We start from the raw sequence: 21,575 nt of genomic DNA, 5'->3' as shown, positions 1-21,575 counted from the left end.
GATATAGGAAGAAGTGCCGGGCAGGCATTGCACCTGTGGCACACGCTCCCAGCATCGGCATTATCCGTACTGGTACGAGGGTTTATCTCAACCCGCCAAATGGCGAGTACCCCTGCGTGCTGACAAGTATAGGTATCTTGGAGCTGCTTGTGGACGTATAAGGCTTATTTTCTTTTCATGCCGTTGAGCAGGTGGCGGATAGTTTGATCCAGATGATCACGCTCTTTACCCGGTAAAGCCACAATCTCGTCCACGGAAAAGCGGTTGAAGGGCCAGGTCACAATGGGTGGGCCTTCACCGGAGTCCTGCAGTGTTGCTGCGTGGGTCGCACTCAATTCCATGTTGCCCAGGCCATTCTTGAGCCATTGGGCGCTGATATTAAGGGCTTTTGCCAGGTCCAGAATCTCGCGCGCGTCACGCCGAGTGCCGCTCTCGTAGTTGGAGATGGCGCTTTGGCTGAGGTTGCATAGGCGTGCAAGTTCGGCTTGGGAAAAGCCGCGTTGCAGGCGGGCGTGGCGGAGGCGATCAGAGAAGTGTTTCACACTACAGATTGTTCATGGAACGCTCTGCACGATGGTTTTGAACAAAAATGTCGTATGTGATAAATAGCTCCGGTTTAGTCGACTTGATGGGGTAAGGCGGAGCGTAGAATGGGTGTCGCCGCAGATTTGCCGTGATCAGTTTGCAGTGTGTCTGCCGAGCGTCGTTATTGCTCAATGACGCAGGTGGCATTTGCAGGCAGAAAGGGAGCTGGCTTACCGCTTTTTCATGCCGTCCAGTAAATGACGCAAAGTGCGATCGAGCAAATCCCGTTCGCTATCGGCCAAAGCGACGACTTCATCGACGGAAAACAGACGGAAGGGCCAGGAGACAATGGGAGGACCATCCTGGGGTTCGGACAGTGTGTAGCTGTCCTTCGTGAATTCCATATTGCCAACACCTTTGCGCAACCACAAAGCGCTGACATTCAAGGCTCTAGCCAACTCCAGAATCTCACGGGCATCCCGACGAGTGCCATTTTCGTAGTTGGATATGGCGCTCTGGGTCAAACCGCATAGACGTGCCAAATCTGCCTGAGAAAGACCGCGATATTGACGTGCGTGGCGAAGGCGTTCGGAGAAATGTTTCACACAACAGATTGTTGATGTAAAGCCAAACACGATGGTTTTAATTAAAAATCACGGTCGTGATTTATACTGTCCGACATAGTCATCAGATGTCATTATAGTTAAGGTATCAACTATGTCGGTTGCAAATGAAATTGCTGGCGGTCCTGTTGTGCTGTACCTGGCCAGTGCTATTCCTGATCGAAGCTTGTTGGAACAAAAAATTCAGGCCTTGGCAGAGCGAGGTTATCGCCTTATTTTCTGCCCGGATGCCACCGCTTTATTGCAGTTGGCCCAGACGCGGGGCCGTTACGCGGGTTCGGTATGTATTGCCTGGCTGGGCGGGACCTTGGCAGAGATCTGCTCGGCGGCGGTACGCCTGCGTATCCTGTGTCCACAGATCGGGATTTTGATGCAGTCTGATGCGACAGACTCGGCCATGCTGCAAGCTTTGCATAGCGGGGGAGATCAGTTTTGCCCCAAGAACGCCTCTTTGGAGTTGCTGGCCGCCAGTTTGCACAGCTTGCAGCGACGGTTGATGCAGATGCCCATGATTCCCGAGCCTTCCCTGACACAAGAGTGGGTGCTGGATCAGGAAGGCTGGACCTTGATATCGCCTGTCGGTATTTCCTTTGGCCTGACCAGTACCGAGCGTGCTTTTATTGTCCGTTTGTTGAGGGAGGAGGACAGACGGGCCAGCCATTACGAATTGATGCGCGCGGTTGCCAGTAAAACGGATGTCATTACCAATCCGCCCGGTGCGTTGCATATTAATCGTCTAGGTGTCCTGGTCAGCCGTATGCGGCGCAAGTTCAACCAGGGTGGGACGATCTTGCCCATCCGATCAATCCATAACTGGGGCTATATGTTTGCCGCGACGTGCCAGTTGCTAGCGGAGCCGGTGCGTCATTAGAGTCGGGAACAAAAAAGGCTCTGCCAGTAAAACCGGGCAGAGCCTTTGTTCATGCTGCGGGGGCAGGGGCTTAGTAGTAGCGCTGCACCGACAAGTCGTCTGCGCGGATGGCAGGTTCCTTGTTGCTGATCAGATCCGCCAGCAACTGCGCACTACCGGTTGCCAGAGTCCAGCCCAAGGTTCCGTGACCCGTATTCAGGAACAGGTTGGAATATCGGCTACGGCCCACAATGGGGGTGCTGTCTGGCGTCTTGGGACGCAGACCCGTCCAGAAGTGCAGATCCGCATCGCTCTGGTAGCTGCCAGGGAACAAATCGTTCAGAACCATCAGCAAAGTCTGTTCACGGCGCGGGTTCAGGTGTTTGCTAAAACCCACCACTTCGGCCATACCACCGACCCGAATACGCTTGTCAAAGCGCGTCAGGGCGATTTTGTAGCTCTCATCCAGCAAGGTGGAGTGGGGCGCTCTGGACTCGTCCGCAATCGTCGCGGTAATTGAATAGCCTTTCAGAGGGTAGACCGGAATGGCCTGCAGATCTTTCATCAGGCCGGTAGACCACGAGCCCAGGGCCACGACATAGGCATCTGCCGTCAGCAAGCCGTCGGAGGACTGTACGCCGCTGATTTCATTGCCGCTACTGTGGATACGCTGAATATTCTGGTTCCAGCGGAATTCCACGCCTTCTTGCTCGGCCAGCTCGGTCAGGCGGCGCGTGAACATCTGGCAGTCGCCGGTTTCATCTTCGGGGAAACGCAGGCCACCGCTTAATTTGTGCTCCACATGACGTAGAGCGGGTTCAACCGTGTGCAGTTCGGAGGCAGACAGGAGCTCGTAGGGCACACCGGCTTCTTTCAGCACTTCGATGTCTGCCGCAATACCGTCCAGTTGCTTTTGCGTACGGAATACCTGCAAGGTGCCCTGGGAGCGGTGCTCGAACTGAATATCGGTCTGGGCGCGCAGCTCGGCCATGCAATGGCGGCTGTACTCTGCCAAGCGGACCATGCGTTCTTTGTTGGTAGCGTAGCGATCGGCCGTGCAATTGCGCCACATAGCCAGCAGCCATTTGATTTGGGTCAGCGTGCCGTCCGGGCGAATCGTCAGGGGAGGGTGCTTGTCGAACATCCACTTGATGGCTTTGCGCGGGATACCTGGCGCGGCCCACGGGCAGGCATAACCAAAAGAGAGCTGACCGGCGTTGGCAAAACTGGTTTCCAGAGCAGGCCCGGACATGCGGTCAACGACCGTCACGCTATGTCCTTGGCGAGCAAGATAATAAGCGCTGGTTACACCTTCTACTCCAGCACCTAGCACGAGGATCTTCATACGGTTCCTTGGGAGCATCACCCGAGAGGGAGAGTGTTGCGATCAGGCGCGGCAAGACCGCGCTTGCTGTCGCAATTCGATACGTTTTATCCGTCTATTTCAACAGGCGGGCAGGGTAGGGGTCAAGGATTAGTCTTGTTCCGGGACACTGCGCGGAAACACCATATTGTTGCGGTGGATCAGTTCCGTATCGTGCTCGCTACCGAGCAGCTCGTTGATCAAATGGCTGGGCTGGCCCATGATGCGACGTGTGTCGTCGGAGGAGTAGTTGATCAGGCCACGAGCGTATTCCACGCCGTGCTTGTCCACGCAAGCGACGACATCGCCCCGGTCAAATTCGCCTTCTACATGGGTGACGCCCACGGGCAACAGGCTCTTGTGGCCATCTACCAGTGCACGTACAGCCCCTTCGTCCAGCGATACGCGACCACGCACACGCAACTGGTCGACCAGCCAACGCTGACGGGCTGAACGCACGGGCAGGGTGGCGCGCAGTTCGGTGCCAATGCGTTCGCCTTCCGACAAACGCGAGAGGACTTGTTTTTCCCGACCAGAGGCAATAATGGTGTGGCCGCCGCTTTGGGCTGCACGTTTGGCGGCCAGGATTTTGGTAATCATGCCGCCGGTGCCGATATTGCTGCCTGAACCGCCTGCCATGGCTTCCAGCGTCGGGTCGCCCGCCTGTCCCAGCGAGATGAACTGCGCATCGGGGTTGCTGCGAGGGTCGGCGCTGTACAGGCCAGCCTGGTCTGTCAGGATAATCAGGGTCTCGGCTTCGATCAGGTTGGTGACCAGGGCACCTAAGGTGTCATTGTCGCCAACGCGGATTTCGTCGGTTACCACGGTGTCGTTTTCATTCACGATGGGCACTACACCCAGATCCAGCAGGGTATTTATGGTGCCGCGTGCATTCAGGTAGCGATGGCGGTCTGCCAGATCTTCGTGGGTCAGCAGGATCTGGGCCGTGCGCACGCCATGGCGGGCAAAGGCCACTTCATAGGCTTGAATCAAGCCCATCTGGCCGACGGCCGCTGCTGCTTGCAACTCATTCATGGCCTTCGGTCGGCGCGGCCAGCCCAGGCGGGCCATGCCTTCGGCAATGGCGCCGCTGGAAACCAGCACCAATTGCTTGCCTTGGGCATGCAGTTGAGCAATCTGGGTAGCCCATTGCTCTACGGCATCCAGGTCAATCCCTTTGCCCTCGTTGGTGACCAGAGAAGAACCTACTTTAATAACCAGTCGGCGCGATTGCGCTACGGCCGATTCAGAATGAGAAGAGTGCTGCATGACGAGTTCAGAAATCCATCGCTTGGCGTGTAAATAGAGAAAATGCCAGGAGTAGGGCGGCTGGTTTAACCGCGTCTTCCGGGCATTTTGGGGTTCAGTCTCAGGGCCGAGACCCTGGACCTGTGTAGCACGATCAGTCTGGAGCAAACCTCTCGTCGTAAATATGGGTGCCGTCGGCAATGTCTTGCTCGATATGCTCTTTGCGGCTTTCTTCGTCCAGCCAGGACTGCAATTGGTACACCAGATCCTGGGTACCCACGCCAGTCAGGGCGGAGATGCCAAAGACCGGGCCTTCCCAGTTCAGCTCTTTGAGCAGGCGGGCTTTCAGATCTTCGGGGTCGGACACCATATCCAGCTTGTTCAGAACCAGCCAACGGGGCTTGGCGTACAGCTCTTCGCTGTACAGACGCAGCTCTTCAACAATAGCGCGTGCTTCTGTTGCCACTTTGGTGACGATATCCTCGTCCGGGTCCAGGCTGGAGACATCCAGCAGGTGCAACAGAATACGGGTACGGGTCAGGTGGCGCAGAAACAAATGGCCCAGACCGGCACCTTCCGACGCGCCTTCGATCAGACCAGGAATATCCGCAACCACAAAGCTGTGGGCTTCGGACGAACGCACCACACCCAGATTGGGGTGCAAGGTGGTGAAGGGGTAGTCCGCAATGCGGGGCTTGGCGTTGGAAATACGGGTGATCAGCGTGGATTTACCCGCGTTAGGCATACCCAGCAGGCCCACATCGGCCAGCACCTTCAGTTCCAGACGCAGCTTGCGGTGTTCGCCTTCCTTACCGTAGGTAAATTGACGTGGGGCACGGTTCACACTGGATTTGAAGTGCAGGTTACCCAGACCGCCCGAGCCACCTTGAGCCAGAGTGATCTTCTCGCCGTGGCGCTTCATGTCAAACAGTTGTTCGCCGGTTTCAGCGTCAAAAATCATGGTGCCTACGGGCACGCGCAAGATGATGTCCTCACCACCCGCGCCGTACTGGTCGGAGCCACGGCCGTTTTCGCCGTTGCGAGCGCGGTGCAGGCGGGCGTAGCGGTAGTCGATCAAGGTGTTGACGTTACGGTCGGCCTCGGCATAAATGCTGCCGCCGCGTCCACCGTCGCCACCATTGGGGCCACCTTTTTCAATAAATTTTTCTCGGCGGAAACTGGCAGCGCCGTTTCCACCTTTGCCTGCGACCACTTCAATGGTCGCTTCGTCTACGAATTTCATGGTGATGAGTGCTGTATAGGTCCAGGGGCCGCAGAACAGTATTTGCTGCTGGTCTGGGAGCAGACCATTTTAAACAAAAACCCCAATTGCTTAGTGTATAGGAGATTGGCTTATCTGCCGGTATGTGCCGTGATAGTGGCCGATTTTTAATCTCTTGCTGTGGCCGTAGGGAGACTGGCTAAGCCGGGTGTGTGGGTTTGCAAATGGCACAATGGCCATACATAAAAAAAGCCCTGCCTATGGCGGCAGGGCTTTTTCGTAGCGACTACGTTTTGATCGAGGGGCTTATTCGCCAGCAACGACCGAAACAGTACGCTTGTTCAGAGCACCAGTGATGGAAAATTTGACTTTGCCATCGACCAGGGAGAACAGGGTGTGGTCTTTACCAATGCCCACGTTCACGCCGGGGTGAAACTGAGTACCGCGCTGACGAACAATGATGCCGCCAGCCGAAATTACCTGACCGCCGTAGACTTTAACGCCCAGACGTTTGGCCTGTGAGTCACGGCCGTTCCGCGTAGAGCCGCCGCCTTTCTTCTGTGCCATTTCTTTAGCTCCTAGATGAAGAAAATACCAAATTCGCTTTTAGCAACAACTTAGGCGTTGATCGCTTCGATGCGGATTTCGGTGTAGTTTTGACGATGGCCTTGCGTTTTGCGGTAGTGCTTGCGACGGCGCATTTTGAAAATCTTGATTTTGTCGTGACGGCCTTGCGCAAGAACGGTAGCCTTGACCACAGCACCAGCAACGAAAGGAGCACCGATTTGCAGTGCTTCACCTTCGCCGACGGACAGAACCTGGTCAAGCGAAATTTCTTGCCCAATGTCTGCCGGTATCTGTTCTATTTTGAGTTTTTGGCCAGCAGTAATGCGATATTGCTTACCGCCGGTTTTTATAACCGCGTACATAGGGAATCCCTTAAAGAGTCAAACAGGCATCGCGCAAAGGCTGATTACTGCCCCTTGCAATGCCATCTAACATAAAAAAATCTTGACACGCAAAATGCCAAGCAAAAGATAATAGGATAAAAAGGCTTTGCTGTCAATGGCTTGGGGCTGGCCCTGTCAGTATTTTGCATCCAATCCTTTCGTTTTCACTGGGCAACAGAGGGGCGGGCAGGGACGCAGACTGTGTCAGGCAGGTCAGAGCGGGAGATTCCCCGGATCCGGGCAGAAGCTAACTTGTTACATTTCCCCTCAATCTGTGGCCTTTGCGTTGCCGTCCTTTCGTTACGGTAGAGCTGTTGCGTTCACTGAAGCGTAAGTCATTTATTTTTCGAACCTGACTAAGGGGAAACGTATGAATAAGGACACGATCGAAGGCAAATGGAAACAACTGGCTGGCAAGGCTCGCAGCGTTTGGGGCGAAATTACGGATGACGACTGGGCCAAGGTCAAAGGTGATGCCACCCAATTGGCGGGCCTGGTGCAAGAGCGTTATGGCCGTACCCGCGAAGAAGCGGAGCGCGAAGTAAAAGATTTCTACGACAAGTACGACCGTTAGTGAGGTGGGACCTGTTTTTTGTCTGATGCCTATTTCTTGAGCCGTAAAAAACGGCCCGCCAGACAAAGCCTTGATCCTGTACGTACTGATAATGAGGAGAATCGTATGCTTTACTACGCCGTCATCTTTTTTATTGTTGCTATTGTGGCTGCTGTATTGGGCTTTGGCGGTATTGCCGCCGGTGCTGCGTCCATTGCCAAAATTCTGTTTGTGGTGTTCTTGATTCTGGCGGTGCTTTCGCTGGTCAAGGGCATGGGCAAGAAATAGAACAGGCCCGCTAGGGGCGGGCCTGTCTGAAGTGCCAAACCGCTTTTACCGATTAGGTGAAAGCGGTTTTTTTATCAGGAGCGGTAGTCGGCGTTGATGGTCACGTACTCGTGCGAGAAGTCGCAGGTGTAGACCGTTTCGCTGTGTTGACCACGGCCCAGGGAAACACGCACCAGAATTTCGGCTTCCTTCATGACGCGCTGGCCGTCTTCTTCCTGGTAGTCGGGGTTGCGACCACCGTCTACCGCTACCAGCACATCACCCAGCCACAGACGCAGCTTGTTGACGTCCAGATCGGTGATACCGGCATAACCGATAGCGCACAGAATACGGCCCAGGTTCGGGTCGGAGGCAAAGAACGCCGTTTTCACCAGAGGCGAATGGGCGATGGCGTATGCCACTTTCAGGGCTTCTTCGCTGGAACCGGCGTCATCGACCTGAACCGTCATGAATTTGGTGGCGCCTTCAGCGTCACGCACGATTTTCTGGGCCAGTTCGCGCGAGGCGTCGACCAGGGCATCCAGCAAGGCGTTGTAGTTAGGATCCGCAATGGATTCCACCGTCACACCGCTTTGGCCGGTTGCCATGATGATGAAAGAGTCGTTGGTGGAAGTGTCGCCATCAACCGTAATACGGTTGAACGAGTGGTCAGCCGCCAGACGGCACATATCGCGCAGCAGTTCGGGAGCAATACCGGCGTCAGTGGCCAGGTAACCCAGCATGGTGGCCATATTGGGGCGAATCATGCCCGCGCCTTTGCTGATGCCTGTCAGGGTGACGGTTTTACCGGACAGTTCAATCTGACGCGATACGATTTTTGGCTGCGTGTCGGTGGTCATGATGCTGTGGGCAGCATTGAACCAGTTGTTGTCGGACAGATCATTCACCGCTGCGGGCAGAGCGCCTAGCAGGCGATCCATAGGCAGGGGTTCCAGAATCACGCCCGTGGAGAAAGGCAGCACTTGCTGGGGCAGAATGTTCAGCAGACGGGCCGCTTCTTTACACGTTTGCTGGGCTTTTTCCAGGCCAAGCTGACCAGTACCGGCGTTGGCATTGCCGGTGTTGATGACCAGGGCGCGAATGCCATCGTGGGTAGCCAGGTGCGCTTCGCACACTTGCACCGGGGCGGCACGGAAGCGATTGGTGGTGAACACGCCCGCCACGCTAGTGCCGGGGGCCAGTTCAAACACGGTCAGGTCGCGTCGGTTGGCCTTGCGGATACCGGCTTCGGTAATACCGATTTTGACACCGGCAACGGGGTGAATATCAGATTCAGAGGGGATGAACAGATTAACGGCCATGACGCGATCCGGAAAACAATGTTAAAGGCGGCTCAAAGCAGTAATGATACTTGCTTTGAGCCGCCTGAGCATAGCTTTGGTCGCGTGGCGTTTTTAGCTTTGGCGAGCGGCCAATGCCACGTTGTTGCGTGTGATCAGCTTGAGTTCGCCCAGCGCTTCAAACAGGCTGGAACGAGCCTTTTCCGACAGGTTGGCAAACATCTCTTGTAGCCACTGTTCGTGGGAGGCAGCCATTTTCTTGAACTGGCGCTTGCCCTTGGGTGTCAGGCGGATCAGGGAGCTGCGACGGTCGGTCAGCACCTTGATGCGTTCGACCAGGCCTTCTTTTTCCAACTGATCGGTAATGCCCGTGATATTGCCGTTGGTAACCATAAGGTGGCGGGACAGCTCGCTCATTTTCATGCCGGCGGGCTGACGCTGCAATTGCGCCATCAGGTCAAAGCGGGGCAGGGTTGTGGTGTGTTCGGTGCGCAGTCGGCTGCGAATTTCGCCTTCAACCAGATTGGTGCAGGCCATCAAGCGGAGCCACAGACGGGTGTCGAAGTGGTCGTCGCTATGGGCACGGCTTTCCAAGTCGGGAGCGGCATCGGCGACGGCGGAAGCGGGGATATCGTTCATGATCATAGATAGCTTGCCTTAATGGTGCATGTCCAAAATATTTAGCTTTGAAGGACGCAGACCGCAGCCATGAGCAAGCTGGGTTAGCTTGGAGGGTATCTTAGGGGCTGCATCGAAGTTTGACATTGCGACAGATCAAAGTAAATTCGTTTTTAAGCTTAAATTAATCAACTTCATGGAAAGCGCTGGCAGGGCTTGCAAAGCATTAGGTAAAAAAATTCAAACTCTTGTCTGCTATTACTTTCACTGCCGCGGCTTTGAATATTGACCTACTTGCGCTCGGACGTGGACCTGAGGCGATAAGCTGGCTAAATTCAAGTGATTATTTAGTTGAAGTATAAGGCATTTGCCTGGATATCGCCTGTTTGCCTAATCACTTTCCTGCTATTTTTGATATTTTTTTTTGTTTCAAAAATAATGTTTGCCGTAATTTTTCTTAATTGAAAAAAATCCATGCTACGGATCGATTTATTTCTTATATCCTGACATTTCTTATTCTTTTTTTTGATGCACAGGCACAGGCCGCAGGGATCTTCAGGCTTCGTTAGGATACCCCTTGAAACAGCCGATGATGATGCGCTACTGCGGATAACCCGTAGTCGGGATTACTGATGTTGGGACGTTTTTTTTGCTAATATCCTTTAGAACTAAACAATATAGACCTTGCCAATTTGGCTGGCGCCTTTGTCGGAGCAGGGTCTACGCCTGAGTGGGGCGTAATCTACGCAGGAGATAAGGATGGAACGTTCAGCGCACCTTGATACCTTTGCACGCGACAATCTGCCACCCATGGAGTGGTGGCCGGAAATGTTGCTGGAAGGAAATCCGGATGTGGACTACTCCGCTCGTCTTAATTGCGCTGTTGCGTTGTTGGGGGAGCAGGTAGCAGCGGGGCATGGTGATCGCGTGGCTTTGCAGTGGGCACAGGGCGATGAGAATCGCAGCCTGAGCTACAAGCAACTGGACGTGCTGACCAACCGTATTGCGCATGTCCTGGTTGAGGACCTGAAACTGGTGCCCGGCAACCGGATTTTGCTGCGTGGCCCCAATAACCCCATGATGGCCGCTTGCTGGCTGGCCAGCATCAAGGCCGGTCTGGTGACGGTTCCCACCATGCCTTTGCTGCGTGCGGTGGAACTGAAGACCATTCTGGACAAGGCCGAGATTCATGCCGCCTTGTGTGACGAGCGCCTGCGTGAAGAGCTGGAGCACTGCATGGACTCCGCGCATGATTCTTACGCGCCCGTGCTGAAGCAACTGCTGTGCTTTAACGATGAAAGCGCCACAGGTCTGGAGGCCTTGCTGGCTGACAAGCCTGAAGAGTTCACCGCTTGCGATACGGCGGCTGATGATATTTGCCTGATTGCATTCACTAGCGGCACGACTGGCCAGCCTAAAGGCTGCATGCATTTTCACCGTGATGTGCTGGCCATGTGCGACACCTTCTCGCGTCATGTGCTGCGTTTGACGCCAGATGATGTGGTCTGCGGTACGCCTCCTTTAGCGTTCACCTTTGGTCTGGGTGGTTTGCTGTGCTTCCCGCTGCGCGTGGGTGCGTCTACCGTCTTGCTGGAGCGTCTGACACCCTCGGATTTGCTGGGCATGATTGATCGCTTCAAGGTCACCATGAGCTTTACCGCACCTACCTTCTATCGTCAGATGGCTGGTTTGGTGGATCGTTACTCCCTGGCCAGCTTGCGTGCAACCGTGTCGGCAGGTGAAGCCTTGCCAGATGCGACGCGTCAGCTTTGGAAACAGGCCAGCGGCATCGAGATGACGGACGGTATTGGTGGCACGGAAATGATTCACGTGTACGTGTCCAGCCCGCCAGAAAAAGTGCGTGCTGGTGCGATTGGCCAAGTGGTCCCTGGCTATGTCGCCACGATTCTGGACGATGATCTGAATCCTGTGCCGGTCGGTACGGTAGGCCGTTTGGCCGTTAAAGGCCCAACGGGCTGCAAGTATCTGAACGACGAACGTCAGAAGCAATTTGTGCAGGGTGGTTGGAACTTCCCTGGCGATACCTTCAAGATGGACGAAGACGGCTACCTCTACTACCAGGCCCGTAACGACGACATGATTGTTTCTTCGGGCTACAACATTGCTGGTCCAGAGGTGGAAGGCACCTTGCTCAAGCACGAGGCTGTGGCCGAGTGCGGCGTGGTGGGTGCTGCGGATGAAGAGCGTGGCCAGATTGTGCAGGCGTTCATTGTGCTCAAACCCGGCTTTACTGGCAGTGACGAGCTCAAGAAAAAGCTGCAGGATTTTGTAAAGGAGAATGCCGCTCCGTACAAATACCCGCGTGCCATCGAGTTTGTAGCTTCCTTGCCTCGTACTGAAACGGGCAAGTTGCAGCGCTTTGTGCTGCGTCAGATGGCTCAGGACTGAGTCATCAGGCAATAAAAAAGCGGGCCTAGGCCCGCTTTTTTGTGTCCGGCATTTTTAGTTTTTGAAGCTAGCAAAAACTTCGCGGGCTGCTTGCACGGTTGCGTCGGTAATGTCGGAGGTGTGCTGCACCGACACAAAACCGGCTTCAAAGGCCGAGGGTGCAAAGTACACGCCCTTGTCCAGCATGGCGTGGAAGAATTGCTTGAAGCGTTCGATGTCGCCAGCCGAGACTTCGGCCAGGGAAGTGGGGACGTTCTCGCTGAAGTAGATACCGAACAGACCGCCCTGGTGGTCGGCGGTGAACGGGATGCCTGCTTCTTTGGCAGCCGCTTTCAGGCCCTGGATCAAGTTGGCGGTATTGGCCGTCAGGGTGTCGTAGAAACCGGGTTGAGCCAGTTTTTTCAAGGTAGCCAGACCGGCGGCCACGGCTACGGGGTTACCGGACAGAGTACCTGCCTGATATACGCCGCCTACGGGGGCTACGCATTGCATGATGTCGCGGCGACCACCGAAGGCACCAACGGGCATACCGCCGCCGATGACTTTGGCCAGTGTTGTCAGGTCGGGGCGGATGTTGGTCAGACCTTGCACGCCTTGGGGGCCAACACGGAAGCCGGTCATGACTTCGTCAAAAATCAGCACGGCACCGTATTCGGTACACAGTTCGCGCAAGCCTTCCAGGAAACCGGGGGCAGGGCGTACCAGATTCATATTGCCTGCAAAGGGCTCAACGATCACGCAAGCGATTTCATCGCCCTTTTGTTTGAAGGCGTCGCGTACGGCGTCCAGCTTGTTGTAGTCCAGCACCAGAGTGTGGGCCACGAATTCGGCGGGCACGCCAGCCGAGGTGGGGTTGCCAAAGGTCAGCAGGCCGGAACCGGCTTTGACCAGCAGGCTGTCGGCGTGGCCGTGGTAGCAGCCTTCAAATTTGATGATGGTGTTGCGGCCGGTAAAGCCACGGGCCAGACGAATGGCGCTCATGGTGGCTTCGGTGCCGGAGCTGACCAGACGCACTTGCTCGATGGATGGCAGCATCTTGGTCAGGGTTTCAGCCAGCACGACCTCGCCTTCGGTAGGCGCGCCGTAGGACAGACCGTGTACGGCGGCTTCCTGTACGGCTTTGATAACGTCCGGATCGGAGTGGCCCAGAATGGCCGGCCCCCAGGAACCTACGTAGTCCGTGTATTGCTGGCCGTCTGCATCCCAGATGTAAGGGCCTTGGGCGCGTTCGATAAAGCAAGGTGTACCGCCCACGGAACCGAAGGCACGGACAGGCGAGTTGACGCCGCCGGGGATGACTTTGCAGGCACGTTCAAAAAGTTCGGAGTTACGGGACATGAGGCAAGAATCCAGATGTGAAAAGGTCAAGGCCAGGCAAGGGATCAGCGCACAAAGCGCGATGAGTCCTGGGCGTGAAAGTAGTCGGTAAAGCGTTGCGCCGTAGCGCGTATATCGCTGGTTTCAAACAGGCTGCTGATAACGGCAACGCTATCAACACCGGCTTCCAGCAGTTCGGGCATTTTCTCGGGTGTGATGCCACCAATGGCCACAATGGCAGCACGCCGTCCCTCGTGTTCTTGTTCTTGGCAAAGCAGTCTTGCTTGTCGCAAGGTGTTCAGTTCAGCCGGTGGGGCTTCGGGTTTGACGCTGGATGGATACATGGCCCCGAAGGCAATGTAGTCTGCATCGTCCGCCAGGGCCTGGCGAGCCAGATCCAGACTGTTGTAGCAGGAGCGTCCCAGCAGGGCTTGCGGCCCCAGTGCCTGACGGGCCTGGGTCAGTTCGCCATCGCTTTTACCCAGGTGTGCGCCTTGCACGTCAAACTCTTGCGCCCAACTCCAATGATCGTTCACCAATAACGGCAGATCCAAAGACAGGCATAACTTGATCAACTCTTTGAGTTGTTGCTGGCGGATTGGTTCCGGGCCGTTCTTGCGACGAAACTGCAAGACCTGCAAACCACCTTCGTGAGCGGCGCGCACTGCGTTCAACAGGCGGGCGGTGTCGTCCCATTCGGGAGTAATGCCGTAGAGACCGGCAGGAAAGCGCAGGGTGGTGGCGTCAGTCATTTTGGGGAGCAACAGGGTTGAACAGGCGGTGGCCCATACCGGGCTGGAAGGTGTCGGTGGCGCGTGCCTGTAGATGCAGCAAGGCTGATTCTACCGCGTTATCCAGCTCGTGGCCTTGAGCCAGAAAGCTCAGGCAAGCCGTAGCCAGCAAACTATCGCTGTCCTGCTGGCGCACACCGCCATCGAGCGGAATGCTGTAGTCCAGGCGACCATGATGCCCCTGAAAACGGGTATGCCACTGCCCGGCGGCACCCGGTACACCCGTTACTAGTACGGCATTGGCGCCGTTATTCAGCAGGGTTTCCACGGCGTCGGGGGTGTCGCCCAGCAGTTCGTCGGCCTGCCAGCGCTCCAGGCTGGGGTGGTCGATCAATAATAAAGAACTGAGCGGCAGCAGCAGGCGTAAACTGGCATCCAGGGCGTCGTCCGCATCCAGCTCGTCCAGACCGGTGGGCATGGCGCTTAAATGCAGGACCAAAGGCAGTTCGGGGTAGTCGGAGCAAAGCTCGGCCACCATGCTGGCGATTTCGGGGCTGTAGACAGGGCCGCACTTGATGGCCTGAATATTCATGTCTTCCAGCAAGCAGCGCGCCTGGTCGTCGGCAATGTCTTCGGCCAGAGTCTGGATGTTTTCCTGCTGGGCGCTATCGCGTACCAGCAAGGCGGTCGGAACGCTGACAATATGGCAGCCCAGACGAGCGCCAGTGATCGCATCTGCAGGCAGGTGAGCCCCACCGCTGGGGTCATAGGGAGCCAGCACGAGGGCCAGGGCAGGACTTGAATTTTTGATTTCAGCAGCCATCTTGTTTTGGTTACACATGCAGGGCCAGCACGGCTCTGGATGTCACGGGTTGAGTAATTTAGTAATATGAACCCCATTTTAATGGATTGCCCCGATTTGCACGCGGATCGGACTATGTTTACAAATACAGTAGGAATACTATGCGTACGTGGATGTGCCTGATTTGCGGCTGGATTTATGATGAAGAAGCAGGCTTGCCTGAGGAAGGCATTGCGCCGGGCACACTCTGGGAAGATGTCCCTCCAAACTGGGTCTGTCCCGAATGCGGCGCTCGTAAGGAAGACTTTGAAATGATCCAGGTGTGATCATCTCAAGTTCCAAGGTGGGTTGTTTTGACGGGAGGTGTGTATGAGTGCCACTAGCCAGTCCCCGCTAATCCAAGAAAGCGCTGATTTAACGCACCACCTGTTACTTGCCATGCCCGGTGTGGTATCGGGCAGCTTGGCCGACACGGTGATTTATGTCTGTGAACATAATGAACAAGGCGCCTTGGGTCTGGTCATTAATCGACCAACGGATCTAAGCCTGGTTGAGCTTCTGTCTCGTATCGAGGTGGACGTAGAAAACCGGGCGGATCTGGCCGCGACCTCCGTTTACTTTGGCGGACCTGTGCAAACGGACCGCGGCTTTGTTCTCCATGACTCCGATAAAACCTATACCTCCAGCCTGGGGGTGGGTGATCTGACCCTGACGACTTCCCGCGATGTTTTGCAGGACGTGGCTCAAGGCCAGGGACCAGTGCATATGCTGGTCACGCTGGGCTACGCCGGTTGGGGTGCCGGTCAGTTGGAAAGCGAGATGGCTGACAATGCCTGGCTGAGCATTAAAGCCACCCATGAAATCCTGTTCTCTACGCCAGTTGGCGAGCGCTACGATCGCGCCCTGGCGCTGCTGGGAATCAGTCCTTTTACCCTGACAGGTGCTGCGGGCCATGCCTGAACACGAAACACCGTCAACGGTCAGCTCGGCGCAAACCTTGCTGGCTTTTGACTATGGCCTGAAAAAAATTGGTGTGGCTTTAGGTAATACCTTGACGCGCCAGGCCCGCCCTTATACGATTTTGCGGCCCGTCACGCGGGAACAGCGCTTTGCGGCTATCGAGGCTTTGCTAAAAGAATGGCAGCCTGATCGCGTCGTGGTGGGTTTGCCTTTGACCCTGGATGGTGGCGAGCAGTATGCTTCGCTGCGGTGTCGGCGTTTTGCCAACCAACTGCATGGTCGCTACGGCGTAGCAGTAGACCTGGTCGATGAGCGGGGCTCCAGCATGGAGGCTCAAGAATTGCTGGGCAATAATGACGATGATGATGCCATGGCAGCCTGCGTAATCCTGCAGCGTTATCTGGACAGCCTGCCACCGGCCTGAGCCCTCTATAAGGTTGCAGCCTTTTGATTAGTTTATTTCGTTTTAGCTGGCGCGCTGTCGTTCTGATTGTATGGATCGTGATCGGCTTGTTAAGCGTCGGTCTGCTTTTTCCGGTATTGCGTCCAGGCGGACGTCGCGTCATGGTGCTGCGCATGTCGCGTCTATTGATGATGATCTGTGGCGTGCGCGTTCTCCAGCATGGTCAGGCCGTTCAGGATCGCGCTGTGCTCTATGTCTCCAACCACGTTTCCTGGCTGGATATCTTCGTCATCAATAGCGTGCGCTGCACCTCTTTCATTGCCAAAAGCGATATTCGGCGCTGGCCTGTCATCGGCTGGCTGGTTGCTGGTGCAGGCACTGTGTTTATCGAGCGTGGCCAGCGTCGCGCCATTCAGATTGTCAGCCAGCAAATGGCCACCTGCTTCGAGCGGGGTGATGCGGTTGGGCTCTTTCCTGAAGGCACAACATCGACAGGGCTGGATGTGCGGCCCTTTCATGCCAGTTTGTTTGAGGCTGCCATTGCCCTGAATGTGGATATTCAGCCTATGGCCTTGGTGTTTGAACACGCAGGGCAACGCACCGAGCGTTTTGCTTTTGTGGGCGAACAGTCCCTGGTTGGGAATATCTGGGTCTTGTTAAGCGCCCGCAACGTGTCCGTGCATTGCCATTTTCTGGACTTGATTCCCGCTCAGTCCTGTACGGAGTTGGGGCGTTCACAGACGGCGCAGCAGGCCAGGGAGCAAGTCCGCGCCATTGTGTGTCCTGCAGAGCTGGCAGTAGAAGTCTAAAGGAGCAAGCCGCCTGAGTTCAGGTCGGCTTCTTGCTTTCCGGGCAATGGATTTGTACCAGATGCCGGTCCTGCAAACGGACCGCGCTTAACTGGCGTCCCCAGACACAACCTGTATCCAGACTGATCACCGTAGGCGTGTTCAGCAAGCCCAGCGTAGACCAATGACCAAAAATAATAGGTACCTGGGCACAGGCGCGATTCGGTAATTCGTACCAAGGCAGCAAGCCGGACTCGGTATCAGGCGCACCCTTGTGCTTGAAGTCCATACGGCCATTCATATCGCACATGCGCATGCGGGTGAGGGTGCTGACAATGGCGCGCAGACGGTCGTAGCCCTCTAGTCCGGCATCCCAGCGATCGGGGTTATTGCCAAACAACTCAATGATCTTGTCTTGCCAGTCATCGGCGCGCAGCAGAGCTTCCAGCTCGTGAGCGTATTCCAGCGTTTGCTCCGGGCTCCAGTCAGGATGCACACCGGCATGAACCATCAAATGTCCGTGCTCGTAATGAGCCAGGGGCTGGTGTCGTAACCAGTCCAGCAGCTCTTGCGCGTCCGGTGCGGCCAGCAGTTCCTGCAAGGTGTCTTGCTTGCCGGATTTACGAACTCCAGCAGCGACTGCCAGACAGTGAATGTCGTGGTTGCCCAGCACGCAAACAGCGCGATCACCCAGAGAGCGGATCAGGCGCAGGGCACCCAGCGAGTCCGGGCCGCGGTTGACCAGATCGCCCGCAAACCAGAAGGTGGCCTGGCTGTCGGCCGCCACATCAGGATGGCTGAGCAAGCTGTCCAGGGGGCGGCAGCAGCCTTGAATATCACCAATCGCCCAGATGGCGGGGGAAGTTGCTAGGGACATGATTCAGTTGGTTGTGCTGGAGTTGCGACGTCGTCGGTTGTGCCGGTTTTCCATCATGATAAGAGCACTCAAGGCCATAGCCATAGCGACCAGGTTCGGCACCAGTGCCGTGACCCACGGCGCCAGATTGCTAAGCATGGCTACGTTCAGGGCAAGCTGGTTGATCATGAAAAAGCCCACGCCCAGCAAGATGCCGGTAAAGACCTTGGTCCCCACACCGCCGTGGCGGGTTTGCATGAAGCCGATAGGTGCAGCAATGGTAATCATGACCAGCAAGGTAAAGGGGTAAGCTACTTTTCGCCACAGGGCCACAACCTGACGTTTGGTTTGCAGCTTGTTCGCGTCCAGATAGCCGATGTAGTCCTTCAAATCCAGAATGGACATGCGCTCGGGGGTGACGACACGGGCAATCAGACGGTCGGGCGTCAGTGTGGTGGTCAGCGTCAGGTCCGGGCGTTTTTCAATACGGACCAAAGGCTGATCCGGTGCTTTGCCTTGCGCCAGGGCCTCGTGGGACTGTTCACTCAAATGGGTTTCGGTAACGTCCTGCAAGTCCAGTTGGTTCTTGTGGAACTGGCCAGTGGGCGCTTGCGTCATGGTGTTCAGGCGTTGTCCGTCAGTGAAGTCAAACACACTGACGTCCGTCACGTTGCCATTGCCCTGCAGATTGGCAATATTGATGATGCGTACGCCACCACTGTCATTGCTCTCTTTGAACCAATAGCCACTTTCGAGCCGCCCACCCCCTGAGCGGCCCAGCAGGGCCATGCCTTGCTCGCTGGATTTGATCTCGGCCATGGGGGTGACATACTCGGACAACACAAAGGCACCGCCTACCAGGGGCAGCGTGATGGTCCAGAGCATCAGCATCATGTGCAGGCCGCTAACGCCTGAGGCTCGCAAGATAACCAGCTCATTGCGCTGGGCCAGGCTGGCCAAAGCCAGGGTGGCCCCAATCAGCAAACCGATGGGCAGCAAGTCGTACAAACGGGTGGGCAGTTCCAGCGCCTGAATGTAGAACAGATTGGCCAAGGTGAATTTGGAGCCGACTTTGTCCAGCTCTTCGATCAGGGCGAAAAAGGTAAACAGGCCAAGCAAGGCAATCAGCACCACGGCGCTGGAGCGATAGATTTCGGAAGCGAGATAGCGGCGAGCGGTGCGCATGAAAATAGGGCCCAGGAAAGACGTGGCTAGCTTAACAAAAATGCGGATTGCAGTCAGGGAATAGCGACTTGTCGCATACGTTGACTGATGGTGCGCGTGCGCGATTGCAGATAGGGACTGTTACGGTTTTTGTCATAGTAGGCCGGGTTGGGCAACATGCCCGCCAGCTTGGCGGCTTGCAGGGCGCTGAGCTTAGCGGCATCAATCTTGAAGTAATGGCGCGAAGCGGCTTGGGCGCCAAAGACTCCTTCTCCCCATTGGGCCACGTTCAGGTACAGCTCCAGGATGCGTTCCTTGCTCATGACGATTTCAATCATATAGGTCAGAATCAATTCCTGGCCTTTACGAAAATAACTGCGTGATTCCGATAGAAACAGATTCTTGGCCAACTGCTGGGAAATAGTAGAGCCACCGCGGCGGCGGGCAGAGCCCTTTTCCGACTGGCGACGGTTGTATTCCCAGGCTTTACGGATGGCATCCCATTCGACTCCGGAATGGTTCAGGAAGTTCGAGTCTTCGGATGCAATCACCGCGCGCTTCAAGTTCGCATTGATCTGGTCGTAGGGGACCCATTGGTAGCGTAATTCAGCGTCCGCATTGGTACTGCGCAACTGGCCCTGTTCTGCCGCCATAAAGGTGGTCATGCGGGGCGGCACCACGCTATACCAGAGCACCATCAAAAATAGGGCGATCTGATAGAGCAGGACACCAGCGGCCACGGCCAGAACGGCCAGGCCAGCCAGTTTCCAGGGGTGGGCCAGAAGGCGACGCACGTCAGACTTGTCCGATAGCCTGGCGCAAGCTGGCCAGTACGGGTTCTACATCGGCCTCGACACCATGCCAGATCTGAAAGCTGGCTGCGGCCTGGCCGACCAGCATGCCCAGGCCATCTTTGCTATGGGTGGCACCAGCCTGTTCGGCAGCGCGCATGAAGGCGGTAGGTTCGCTGGCGTAGAACATGTCGTAGGCCAGGGAGTTGCTGCGGTAGCGGGCGTCCGGCAGTTCGGGCAGATTCTGGTTCAGGCTGGCCGAGGTAGCGTTGATCACAATGTCCCAGTCGCCACAGTGGTCGTCCAGACCACCTGCGCTCAGACGACGCGAGGCGTCCGGGTCCAGGGCAACCACTTGTTCACGGATGTCGTAGGCCTTGGCGCTGGTGCGATTGATAATGTGCAGCAGCTCGCAACCCGCTTCCAGCAAGGGGAACACGACCCCACGCGAGGCACCGCCCGCACCAATCAGCAAGATGCGCTTGCCTTCCGGGTTATGGCCGACGCGCAGCAGGTCCGCGCACAGGCCCACGCCGTCCGTATTGCAGCCATGCAACTGGCCATTTTCCAGCCACAGTGTATTGACGGCCCCGGCCATGCGGGCACGGCGGCTCAGATTCGAGCCCACCAGGTCATAGGCTTGCTCTTTGAACGGCAAGGTCACGTTCAGGCCGCTGCCGTCTTTGAAGAACTCCTCCACCGTGGCGCTAAAGCCATCCAGGGGTGCAAGAATGCGTTCGTAGCTTAGGGCCAGATTGAACTGGCTGGCAAACTGCGTATGGATTTGTGGCGAGCGGCTGTGCTCGATAGGGTGACCAATAACGCCGTAGCGCTTGGCAGGAGTCGTGTCGGGCATGGTTAAGCGATGCTTGTCTTGTTGTGAGGTGTCAGCACCGAGGCTGAAAGGACGTATTTTACCCCAGGGTCTGCTTTAACTAGAGCTTGCTGTGGACAATACGGTCTTAGGGTGAGCCCGGGCTGTGCATACTGAGTTTGTCATGCGTGAAACTCCAGGTTCGGGTGATCACCAGCACATCCGAGCCGGGTGCCAATTGTTCGGGCAACGGTGCAAAAGGGGCGGCCAGTTCCACAATGCGGCGGGCAGCCAGATTCAAGGCTGCCTGCTCAGAAGGCTGGGTAATCTGGGCACGTAAAAGACTGCCATCGCGCCGGATATAGACGGTCATCTGAAGCTGACCATAGAGCTGTTCGCCTGCTTGCTTGGGGTAGTGGCGTGTGCCGGTCTGCTCAATTTTCTGACGCCATTGATCCAGGTACTGAGCCTGATCACTGGCTTTGGCACTGGGGCCTACGTAGTGGTAACGGGGCTGGCGTTGCTGTTCACGAATTTGCTCGCGCAAAATGGCCAGCTGGCTGTTTTGAACTTGCGGGTCCAGATCGTGGTCGTCGGGGCCAGGCTCAATGGACGCACCAATATATTCAGGGCTGGGTGTCGAGGGGGGTGCTTTATCCTGACTTTCCAGCTCGCCCAGCAGACGCTGCTGTTCCGCTTCCAGGCTTTGCTGGCGCGCGCGCAAGGCTTCCAGCACTAATTGATTGGGCAGATTGGGATCAGTGAGCGGAAGAGGGTTGCTGGCTTGCCCTTGCTGATGCTCTCCGCCACCGTCCAGATTCAGTTGGGCCAGCAGTTGGGGGTGCAGTGGCACCGAGTCGGTACTGAAATTGACCAGCGCCACATCCAGACTCTGGGCTGCGGCGGGCAAGGGCGCACGAGCAGGCCAGAAAATCAGCAAAAGGTGGATCAGGGCCGAAAGGGCGACCGCCAACCATAGATAATCTTTGGGTGCGTGGCGGCGGTCGAGCGTGGCCATGG

The 21,575-nt window shown here is 56.3% G+C and carries 25 protein-coding genes and 1 riboswitch; of the genes, 8 read left to right on the top strand and 17 right to left on the bottom strand.

The genetic code is table 11. From position 1 onward, the window contains the following. Nucleotides 1–29: 29 nt before the first annotated feature. A riboswitch (TPP riboswitch) is annotated at nt 30–124 on the bottom strand. Nucleotides 125–164: 40 nt separating this feature from the next. Both JYG33_RS10565 and JYG33_RS10560 read right to left on the bottom strand, forming a co-directional pair. Continuing rightward, entirely contained in the window at nt 165–542 is a 378-nt protein-coding gene (locus JYG33_RS10565) for a helix-turn-helix transcriptional regulator (RefSeq protein WP_207872226.1), read from the bottom strand. 213 nt (nt 543–755) lie between these two features. After that, complete coding sequence (locus tag JYG33_RS10560; RefSeq protein WP_207872225.1) at nt 756–1,130, bottom strand: helix-turn-helix transcriptional regulator; 375 nt, start codon at nt 1,128–1,130, stop codon at nt 756–758. A 112-nt stretch (nt 1,131–1,242) separates the two neighbouring features. On the opposite strand from JYG33_RS10560, the gene JYG33_RS10555 reads away from it, so the two are divergent. After that, a complete protein-coding gene (locus JYG33_RS10555) occupies nt 1,243–2,019 on the top strand; it encodes a response regulator transcription factor (protein ID WP_207872224.1) in 777 nt (258 codons plus the stop codon). Between the two features lie 70 nt (nt 2,020–2,089). Here the strand turns inward: JYG33_RS10555 and JYG33_RS10550 are convergent, their stop codons facing one another. From JYG33_RS10550 to rplU, 5 genes are all read right to left on the bottom strand, one after another. Then, complete coding sequence (locus tag JYG33_RS10550) at nt 2,090–3,343, bottom strand: D-amino acid dehydrogenase (RefSeq protein ID WP_207872223.1); 1,254 nt, start codon at nt 3,341–3,343, stop codon at nt 2,090–2,092. Between the two features lie 129 nt (nt 3,344–3,472). Continuing rightward, a complete protein-coding gene (proB, locus tag JYG33_RS10545; protein ID WP_207872222.1) occupies nt 3,473–4,630 on the bottom strand; it encodes a glutamate 5-kinase in 1,158 nt (385 codons plus the stop codon). A gap of 133 nt (nt 4,631–4,763) precedes the next feature. Further along, nucleotides 4,764–5,852 (bottom strand): GTPase ObgE, encoded by a 1,089-nt coding sequence (gene obgE, locus JYG33_RS10540; protein WP_207872221.1) that lies wholly within the window; start codon nt 5,850–5,852, stop codon nt 4,764–4,766. A gap of 285 nt (nt 5,853–6,137) precedes the next feature. Continuing rightward, the gene (gene rpmA / locus JYG33_RS10535; RefSeq protein ID WP_009460566.1) at nt 6,138–6,398 is read right to left on the bottom strand and encodes a 50S ribosomal protein L27; all 261 of its coding nucleotides are present in this window, start codon (nt 6,396–6,398) and stop codon (nt 6,138–6,140) included. A gap of 50 nt (nt 6,399–6,448) precedes the next feature. Next, on the bottom strand, nt 6,449–6,760 hold the full coding sequence (gene rplU, locus JYG33_RS10530; RefSeq protein WP_003801901.1) for a 50S ribosomal protein L21: 312 nt from the start codon (nt 6,758–6,760) through the stop codon (nt 6,449–6,451). Nucleotides 6,761–7,151: 391 nt separating this feature from the next. Here rplU and JYG33_RS10525 point away from each other — a divergent pair, with 391 nt between their 5' ends. Next, complete coding sequence (locus tag JYG33_RS10525) at nt 7,152–7,355, top strand: CsbD family protein (protein ID WP_207872220.1); 204 nt, start codon at nt 7,152–7,154, stop codon at nt 7,353–7,355. 105 nt (nt 7,356–7,460) lie between these two features. Further along, complete coding sequence (locus tag JYG33_RS10520) at nt 7,461–7,622, top strand: DUF1328 domain-containing protein (RefSeq protein WP_009460570.1); 162 nt, start codon at nt 7,461–7,463, stop codon at nt 7,620–7,622. 74 nt (nt 7,623–7,696) lie between these two features. On the opposite strand, the gene argJ is transcribed toward JYG33_RS10520, so the two are convergent. Together argJ and JYG33_RS10510 are read right to left on the bottom strand one after the other, a co-directional pair. Beyond that, nucleotides 7,697–8,923 carry a bifunctional glutamate N-acetyltransferase/amino-acid acetyltransferase ArgJ gene (gene argJ, locus JYG33_RS10515; protein ID WP_207872219.1) on the bottom strand — a complete coding sequence of 409 codons (1,227 nt, stop codon included), beginning with the start codon at nt 8,921–8,923 and terminating at the stop codon, nt 7,697–7,699. A 93-nt stretch (nt 8,924–9,016) separates the two neighbouring features. Then, nucleotides 9,017–9,547, bottom strand: coding sequence for a MarR family transcriptional regulator (locus JYG33_RS10510; RefSeq protein WP_207872218.1), 531 nt, complete (start codon nt 9,545–9,547; stop codon nt 9,017–9,019). 732 nt (nt 9,548–10,279) lie between these two features. Between JYG33_RS10510 and JYG33_RS10505 the strand changes: the two genes are divergently transcribed. Next, nucleotides 10,280–11,929 (top strand): AMP-binding protein, encoded by a 1,650-nt coding sequence (locus JYG33_RS10505; protein WP_207872217.1) that lies wholly within the window; start codon nt 10,280–10,282, stop codon nt 11,927–11,929. Between the two features lie 54 nt (nt 11,930–11,983). Here JYG33_RS10505 and hemL read toward each other — a convergent pair whose 3' ends face one another. Genes hemL through JYG33_RS10490 form a run of 3 tightly spaced genes read right to left on the bottom strand, consistent with a single transcriptional unit; the run spans nt 11,984 to nt 14,800 of the window. After that, complete coding sequence (gene hemL / locus JYG33_RS10500) at nt 11,984–13,267, bottom strand: glutamate-1-semialdehyde 2,1-aminomutase (protein WP_207872216.1); 1,284 nt, start codon at nt 13,265–13,267, stop codon at nt 11,984–11,986. Nucleotides 13,268–13,311: 44 nt separating this feature from the next. After that, nucleotides 13,312–13,998, bottom strand: a complete 687-nt coding sequence (gene thiE, locus JYG33_RS10495; protein WP_207872215.1) for a thiamine phosphate synthase — start codon at nt 13,996–13,998, stop codon at nt 13,312–13,314. Further along, nucleotides 13,991–14,800, bottom strand: a complete 810-nt coding sequence (locus JYG33_RS10490) for a bifunctional hydroxymethylpyrimidine kinase/phosphomethylpyrimidine kinase (RefSeq protein WP_222668821.1) — start codon at nt 14,798–14,800, stop codon at nt 13,991–13,993. The genes thiE and JYG33_RS10490 overlap by 8 nt, the downstream gene beginning before the upstream one ends. Before the next feature lie 140 nt (nt 14,801–14,940). On the opposite strand from JYG33_RS10490, the gene JYG33_RS10485 reads away from it, so the two are divergent. The 4 genes from JYG33_RS10485 to JYG33_RS10470 are packed head-to-tail and all read left to right on the top strand — an operon-like array spanning nt 14,941 to nt 16,951. Next, nucleotides 14,941–15,105 (top strand): rubredoxin, encoded by a 165-nt coding sequence (locus JYG33_RS10485; RefSeq protein WP_009460582.1) that lies wholly within the window; start codon nt 14,941–14,943, stop codon nt 15,103–15,105. A 43-nt stretch (nt 15,106–15,148) separates the two neighbouring features. Further along, complete coding sequence (locus tag JYG33_RS10480; protein WP_042486451.1) at nt 15,149–15,739, top strand: YqgE/AlgH family protein; 591 nt, start codon at nt 15,149–15,151, stop codon at nt 15,737–15,739. Beyond that, on the top strand, nt 15,732–16,163 hold the full coding sequence (gene ruvX / locus JYG33_RS10475; protein WP_042486448.1) for a Holliday junction resolvase RuvX: 432 nt from the start codon (nt 15,732–15,734) through the stop codon (nt 16,161–16,163). Before JYG33_RS10480 ends, ruvX begins: the two co-directional genes overlap by 8 nt. 23 nt (nt 16,164–16,186) lie before the next feature. After that, a complete protein-coding gene (locus tag JYG33_RS10470) occupies nt 16,187–16,951 on the top strand; it encodes a lysophospholipid acyltransferase family protein (RefSeq protein ID WP_207872213.1) in 765 nt (254 codons plus the stop codon). Nucleotides 16,952–16,970: 19 nt separating this feature from the next. Here the strand turns inward: JYG33_RS10470 and JYG33_RS10465 are convergent, their stop codons facing one another. The 5 genes from JYG33_RS10465 to JYG33_RS10445 all read right to left on the bottom strand — a co-directional run bounded on the left by JYG33_RS10465 (nt 16,971) and on the right by JYG33_RS10445 (nt 21,573). Further along, nucleotides 16,971–17,807, bottom strand: a complete 837-nt coding sequence (locus JYG33_RS10465) for a symmetrical bis(5'-nucleosyl)-tetraphosphatase (protein ID WP_207872212.1) — start codon at nt 17,805–17,807, stop codon at nt 16,971–16,973. A gap of 3 nt (nt 17,808–17,810) precedes the next feature. Beyond that, complete coding sequence (lptG, locus tag JYG33_RS10460; protein WP_207872211.1) at nt 17,811–18,971, bottom strand: LPS export ABC transporter permease LptG; 1,161 nt, start codon at nt 18,969–18,971, stop codon at nt 17,811–17,813. Nucleotides 18,972–19,024: 53 nt separating this feature from the next. Further along, on the bottom strand, nt 19,025–19,744 hold the full coding sequence (gene mtgA, locus JYG33_RS10455; protein ID WP_207872210.1) for a monofunctional biosynthetic peptidoglycan transglycosylase: 720 nt from the start codon (nt 19,742–19,744) through the stop codon (nt 19,025–19,027). A 1-nt stretch (nt 19,745) separates the two neighbouring features. Next, nucleotides 19,746–20,597 carry a shikimate dehydrogenase gene (gene aroE / locus JYG33_RS10450; protein WP_207872209.1) on the bottom strand — a complete coding sequence of 284 codons (852 nt, stop codon included), beginning with the start codon at nt 20,595–20,597 and terminating at the stop codon, nt 19,746–19,748. Between the two features lie 106 nt (nt 20,598–20,703). Next, entirely contained in the window at nt 20,704–21,573 is an 870-nt protein-coding gene (locus JYG33_RS10445; RefSeq protein ID WP_207872208.1) for a TonB family protein, read from the bottom strand. Nucleotides 21,574–21,575: the final 2 nt, after the last annotated feature.

It is taken from the genome of Alcaligenes sp. SORT26 (genome assembly GCF_017377875.1).
GTDB classification, from domain to species: Bacteria; Pseudomonadota; Gammaproteobacteria; order Burkholderiales; family Burkholderiaceae_B; genus Alcaligenes; species Alcaligenes parafaecalis.
The sequence above is the reverse complement of the archived record's forward strand: the minus strand, read 5'-3'. Positions and strand labels throughout refer to the sequence as shown.

What these genes read in the sequence shown, in the direction of transcription:
- JYG33_RS10445 (WP_207872208.1), bottom strand. Translation starts at nt 21,573, where the DNA reads ATGGCCACGCTCGACCGCCGCCACGCACCCAAAGATTATCTATGGTTG.
- JYG33_RS10525 (WP_207872220.1), top strand. Translation starts at nt 7,152, where the DNA reads ATGAATAAGGACACGATCGAAGGCAAATGGAAACAACTGGCTGGCAAG.
- JYG33_RS10505 (WP_207872217.1), top strand. Translation starts at nt 10,280, where the DNA reads ATGGAACGTTCAGCGCACCTTGATACCTTTGCACGCGACAATCTGCCA.
- argJ (WP_207872219.1), bottom strand. Translation starts at nt 8,923, where the DNA reads ATGGCCGTTAATCTGTTCATCCCCTCTGAATCTGATATTCACCCCGTT.
- lptG (WP_207872211.1), bottom strand. Translation starts at nt 18,971, where the DNA reads ATGCGCACCGCTCGCCGCTATCTCGCTTCCGAAATCTATCGCTCCAGC.
- ruvX (WP_042486448.1), top strand. Translation starts at nt 15,732, where the DNA reads ATGCCTGAACACGAAACACCGTCAACGGTCAGCTCGGCGCAAACCTTG.
- JYG33_RS10520 (WP_009460570.1), top strand. Translation starts at nt 7,461, where the DNA reads ATGCTTTACTACGCCGTCATCTTTTTTATTGTTGCTATTGTGGCTGCT.
- aroE (WP_207872209.1), bottom strand. Translation starts at nt 20,597, where the DNA reads ATGCCCGACACGACTCCTGCCAAGCGCTACGGCGTTATTGGTCACCCT.
- rplU (WP_003801901.1), bottom strand. Translation starts at nt 6,760, where the DNA reads ATGTACGCGGTTATAAAAACCGGCGGTAAGCAATATCGCATTACTGCT.
- JYG33_RS10485 (WP_009460582.1), top strand. Translation starts at nt 14,941, where the DNA reads ATGCGTACGTGGATGTGCCTGATTTGCGGCTGGATTTATGATGAAGAA.
- JYG33_RS10550 (WP_207872223.1), bottom strand. Translation starts at nt 3,343, where the DNA reads ATGAAGATCCTCGTGCTAGGTGCTGGAGTAGAAGGTGTAACCAGCGCT.
- rpmA (WP_009460566.1), bottom strand. Translation starts at nt 6,398, where the DNA reads ATGGCACAGAAGAAAGGCGGCGGCTCTACGCGGAACGGCCGTGACTCA.
- proB (WP_207872222.1), bottom strand. Translation starts at nt 4,630, where the DNA reads ATGCAGCACTCTTCTCATTCTGAATCGGCCGTAGCGCAATCGCGCCGA.
- JYG33_RS10490 (WP_222668821.1), bottom strand. Translation starts at nt 14,800, where the DNA reads ATGGCTGCTGAAATCAAAAATTCAAGTCCTGCCCTGGCCCTCGTGCTG.
- thiE (WP_207872215.1), bottom strand. Translation starts at nt 13,998, where the DNA reads ATGACTGACGCCACCACCCTGCGCTTTCCTGCCGGTCTCTACGGCATT.
- JYG33_RS10465 (WP_207872212.1), bottom strand. Translation starts at nt 17,807, where the DNA reads ATGTCCCTAGCAACTTCCCCCGCCATCTGGGCGATTGGTGATATTCAA.
- JYG33_RS10555 (WP_207872224.1), top strand. Translation starts at nt 1,243, where the DNA reads ATGTCGGTTGCAAATGAAATTGCTGGCGGTCCTGTTGTGCTGTACCTG.
- JYG33_RS10480 (WP_042486451.1), top strand. Translation starts at nt 15,149, where the DNA reads ATGAGTGCCACTAGCCAGTCCCCGCTAATCCAAGAAAGCGCTGATTTA.
- JYG33_RS10510 (WP_207872218.1), bottom strand. Translation starts at nt 9,547, where the DNA reads ATGATCATGAACGATATCCCCGCTTCCGCCGTCGCCGATGCCGCTCCC.
- hemL (WP_207872216.1), bottom strand. Translation starts at nt 13,267, where the DNA reads ATGTCCCGTAACTCCGAACTTTTTGAACGTGCCTGCAAAGTCATCCCC.
- obgE (WP_207872221.1), bottom strand. Translation starts at nt 5,852, where the DNA reads ATGAAATTCGTAGACGAAGCGACCATTGAAGTGGTCGCAGGCAAAGGT.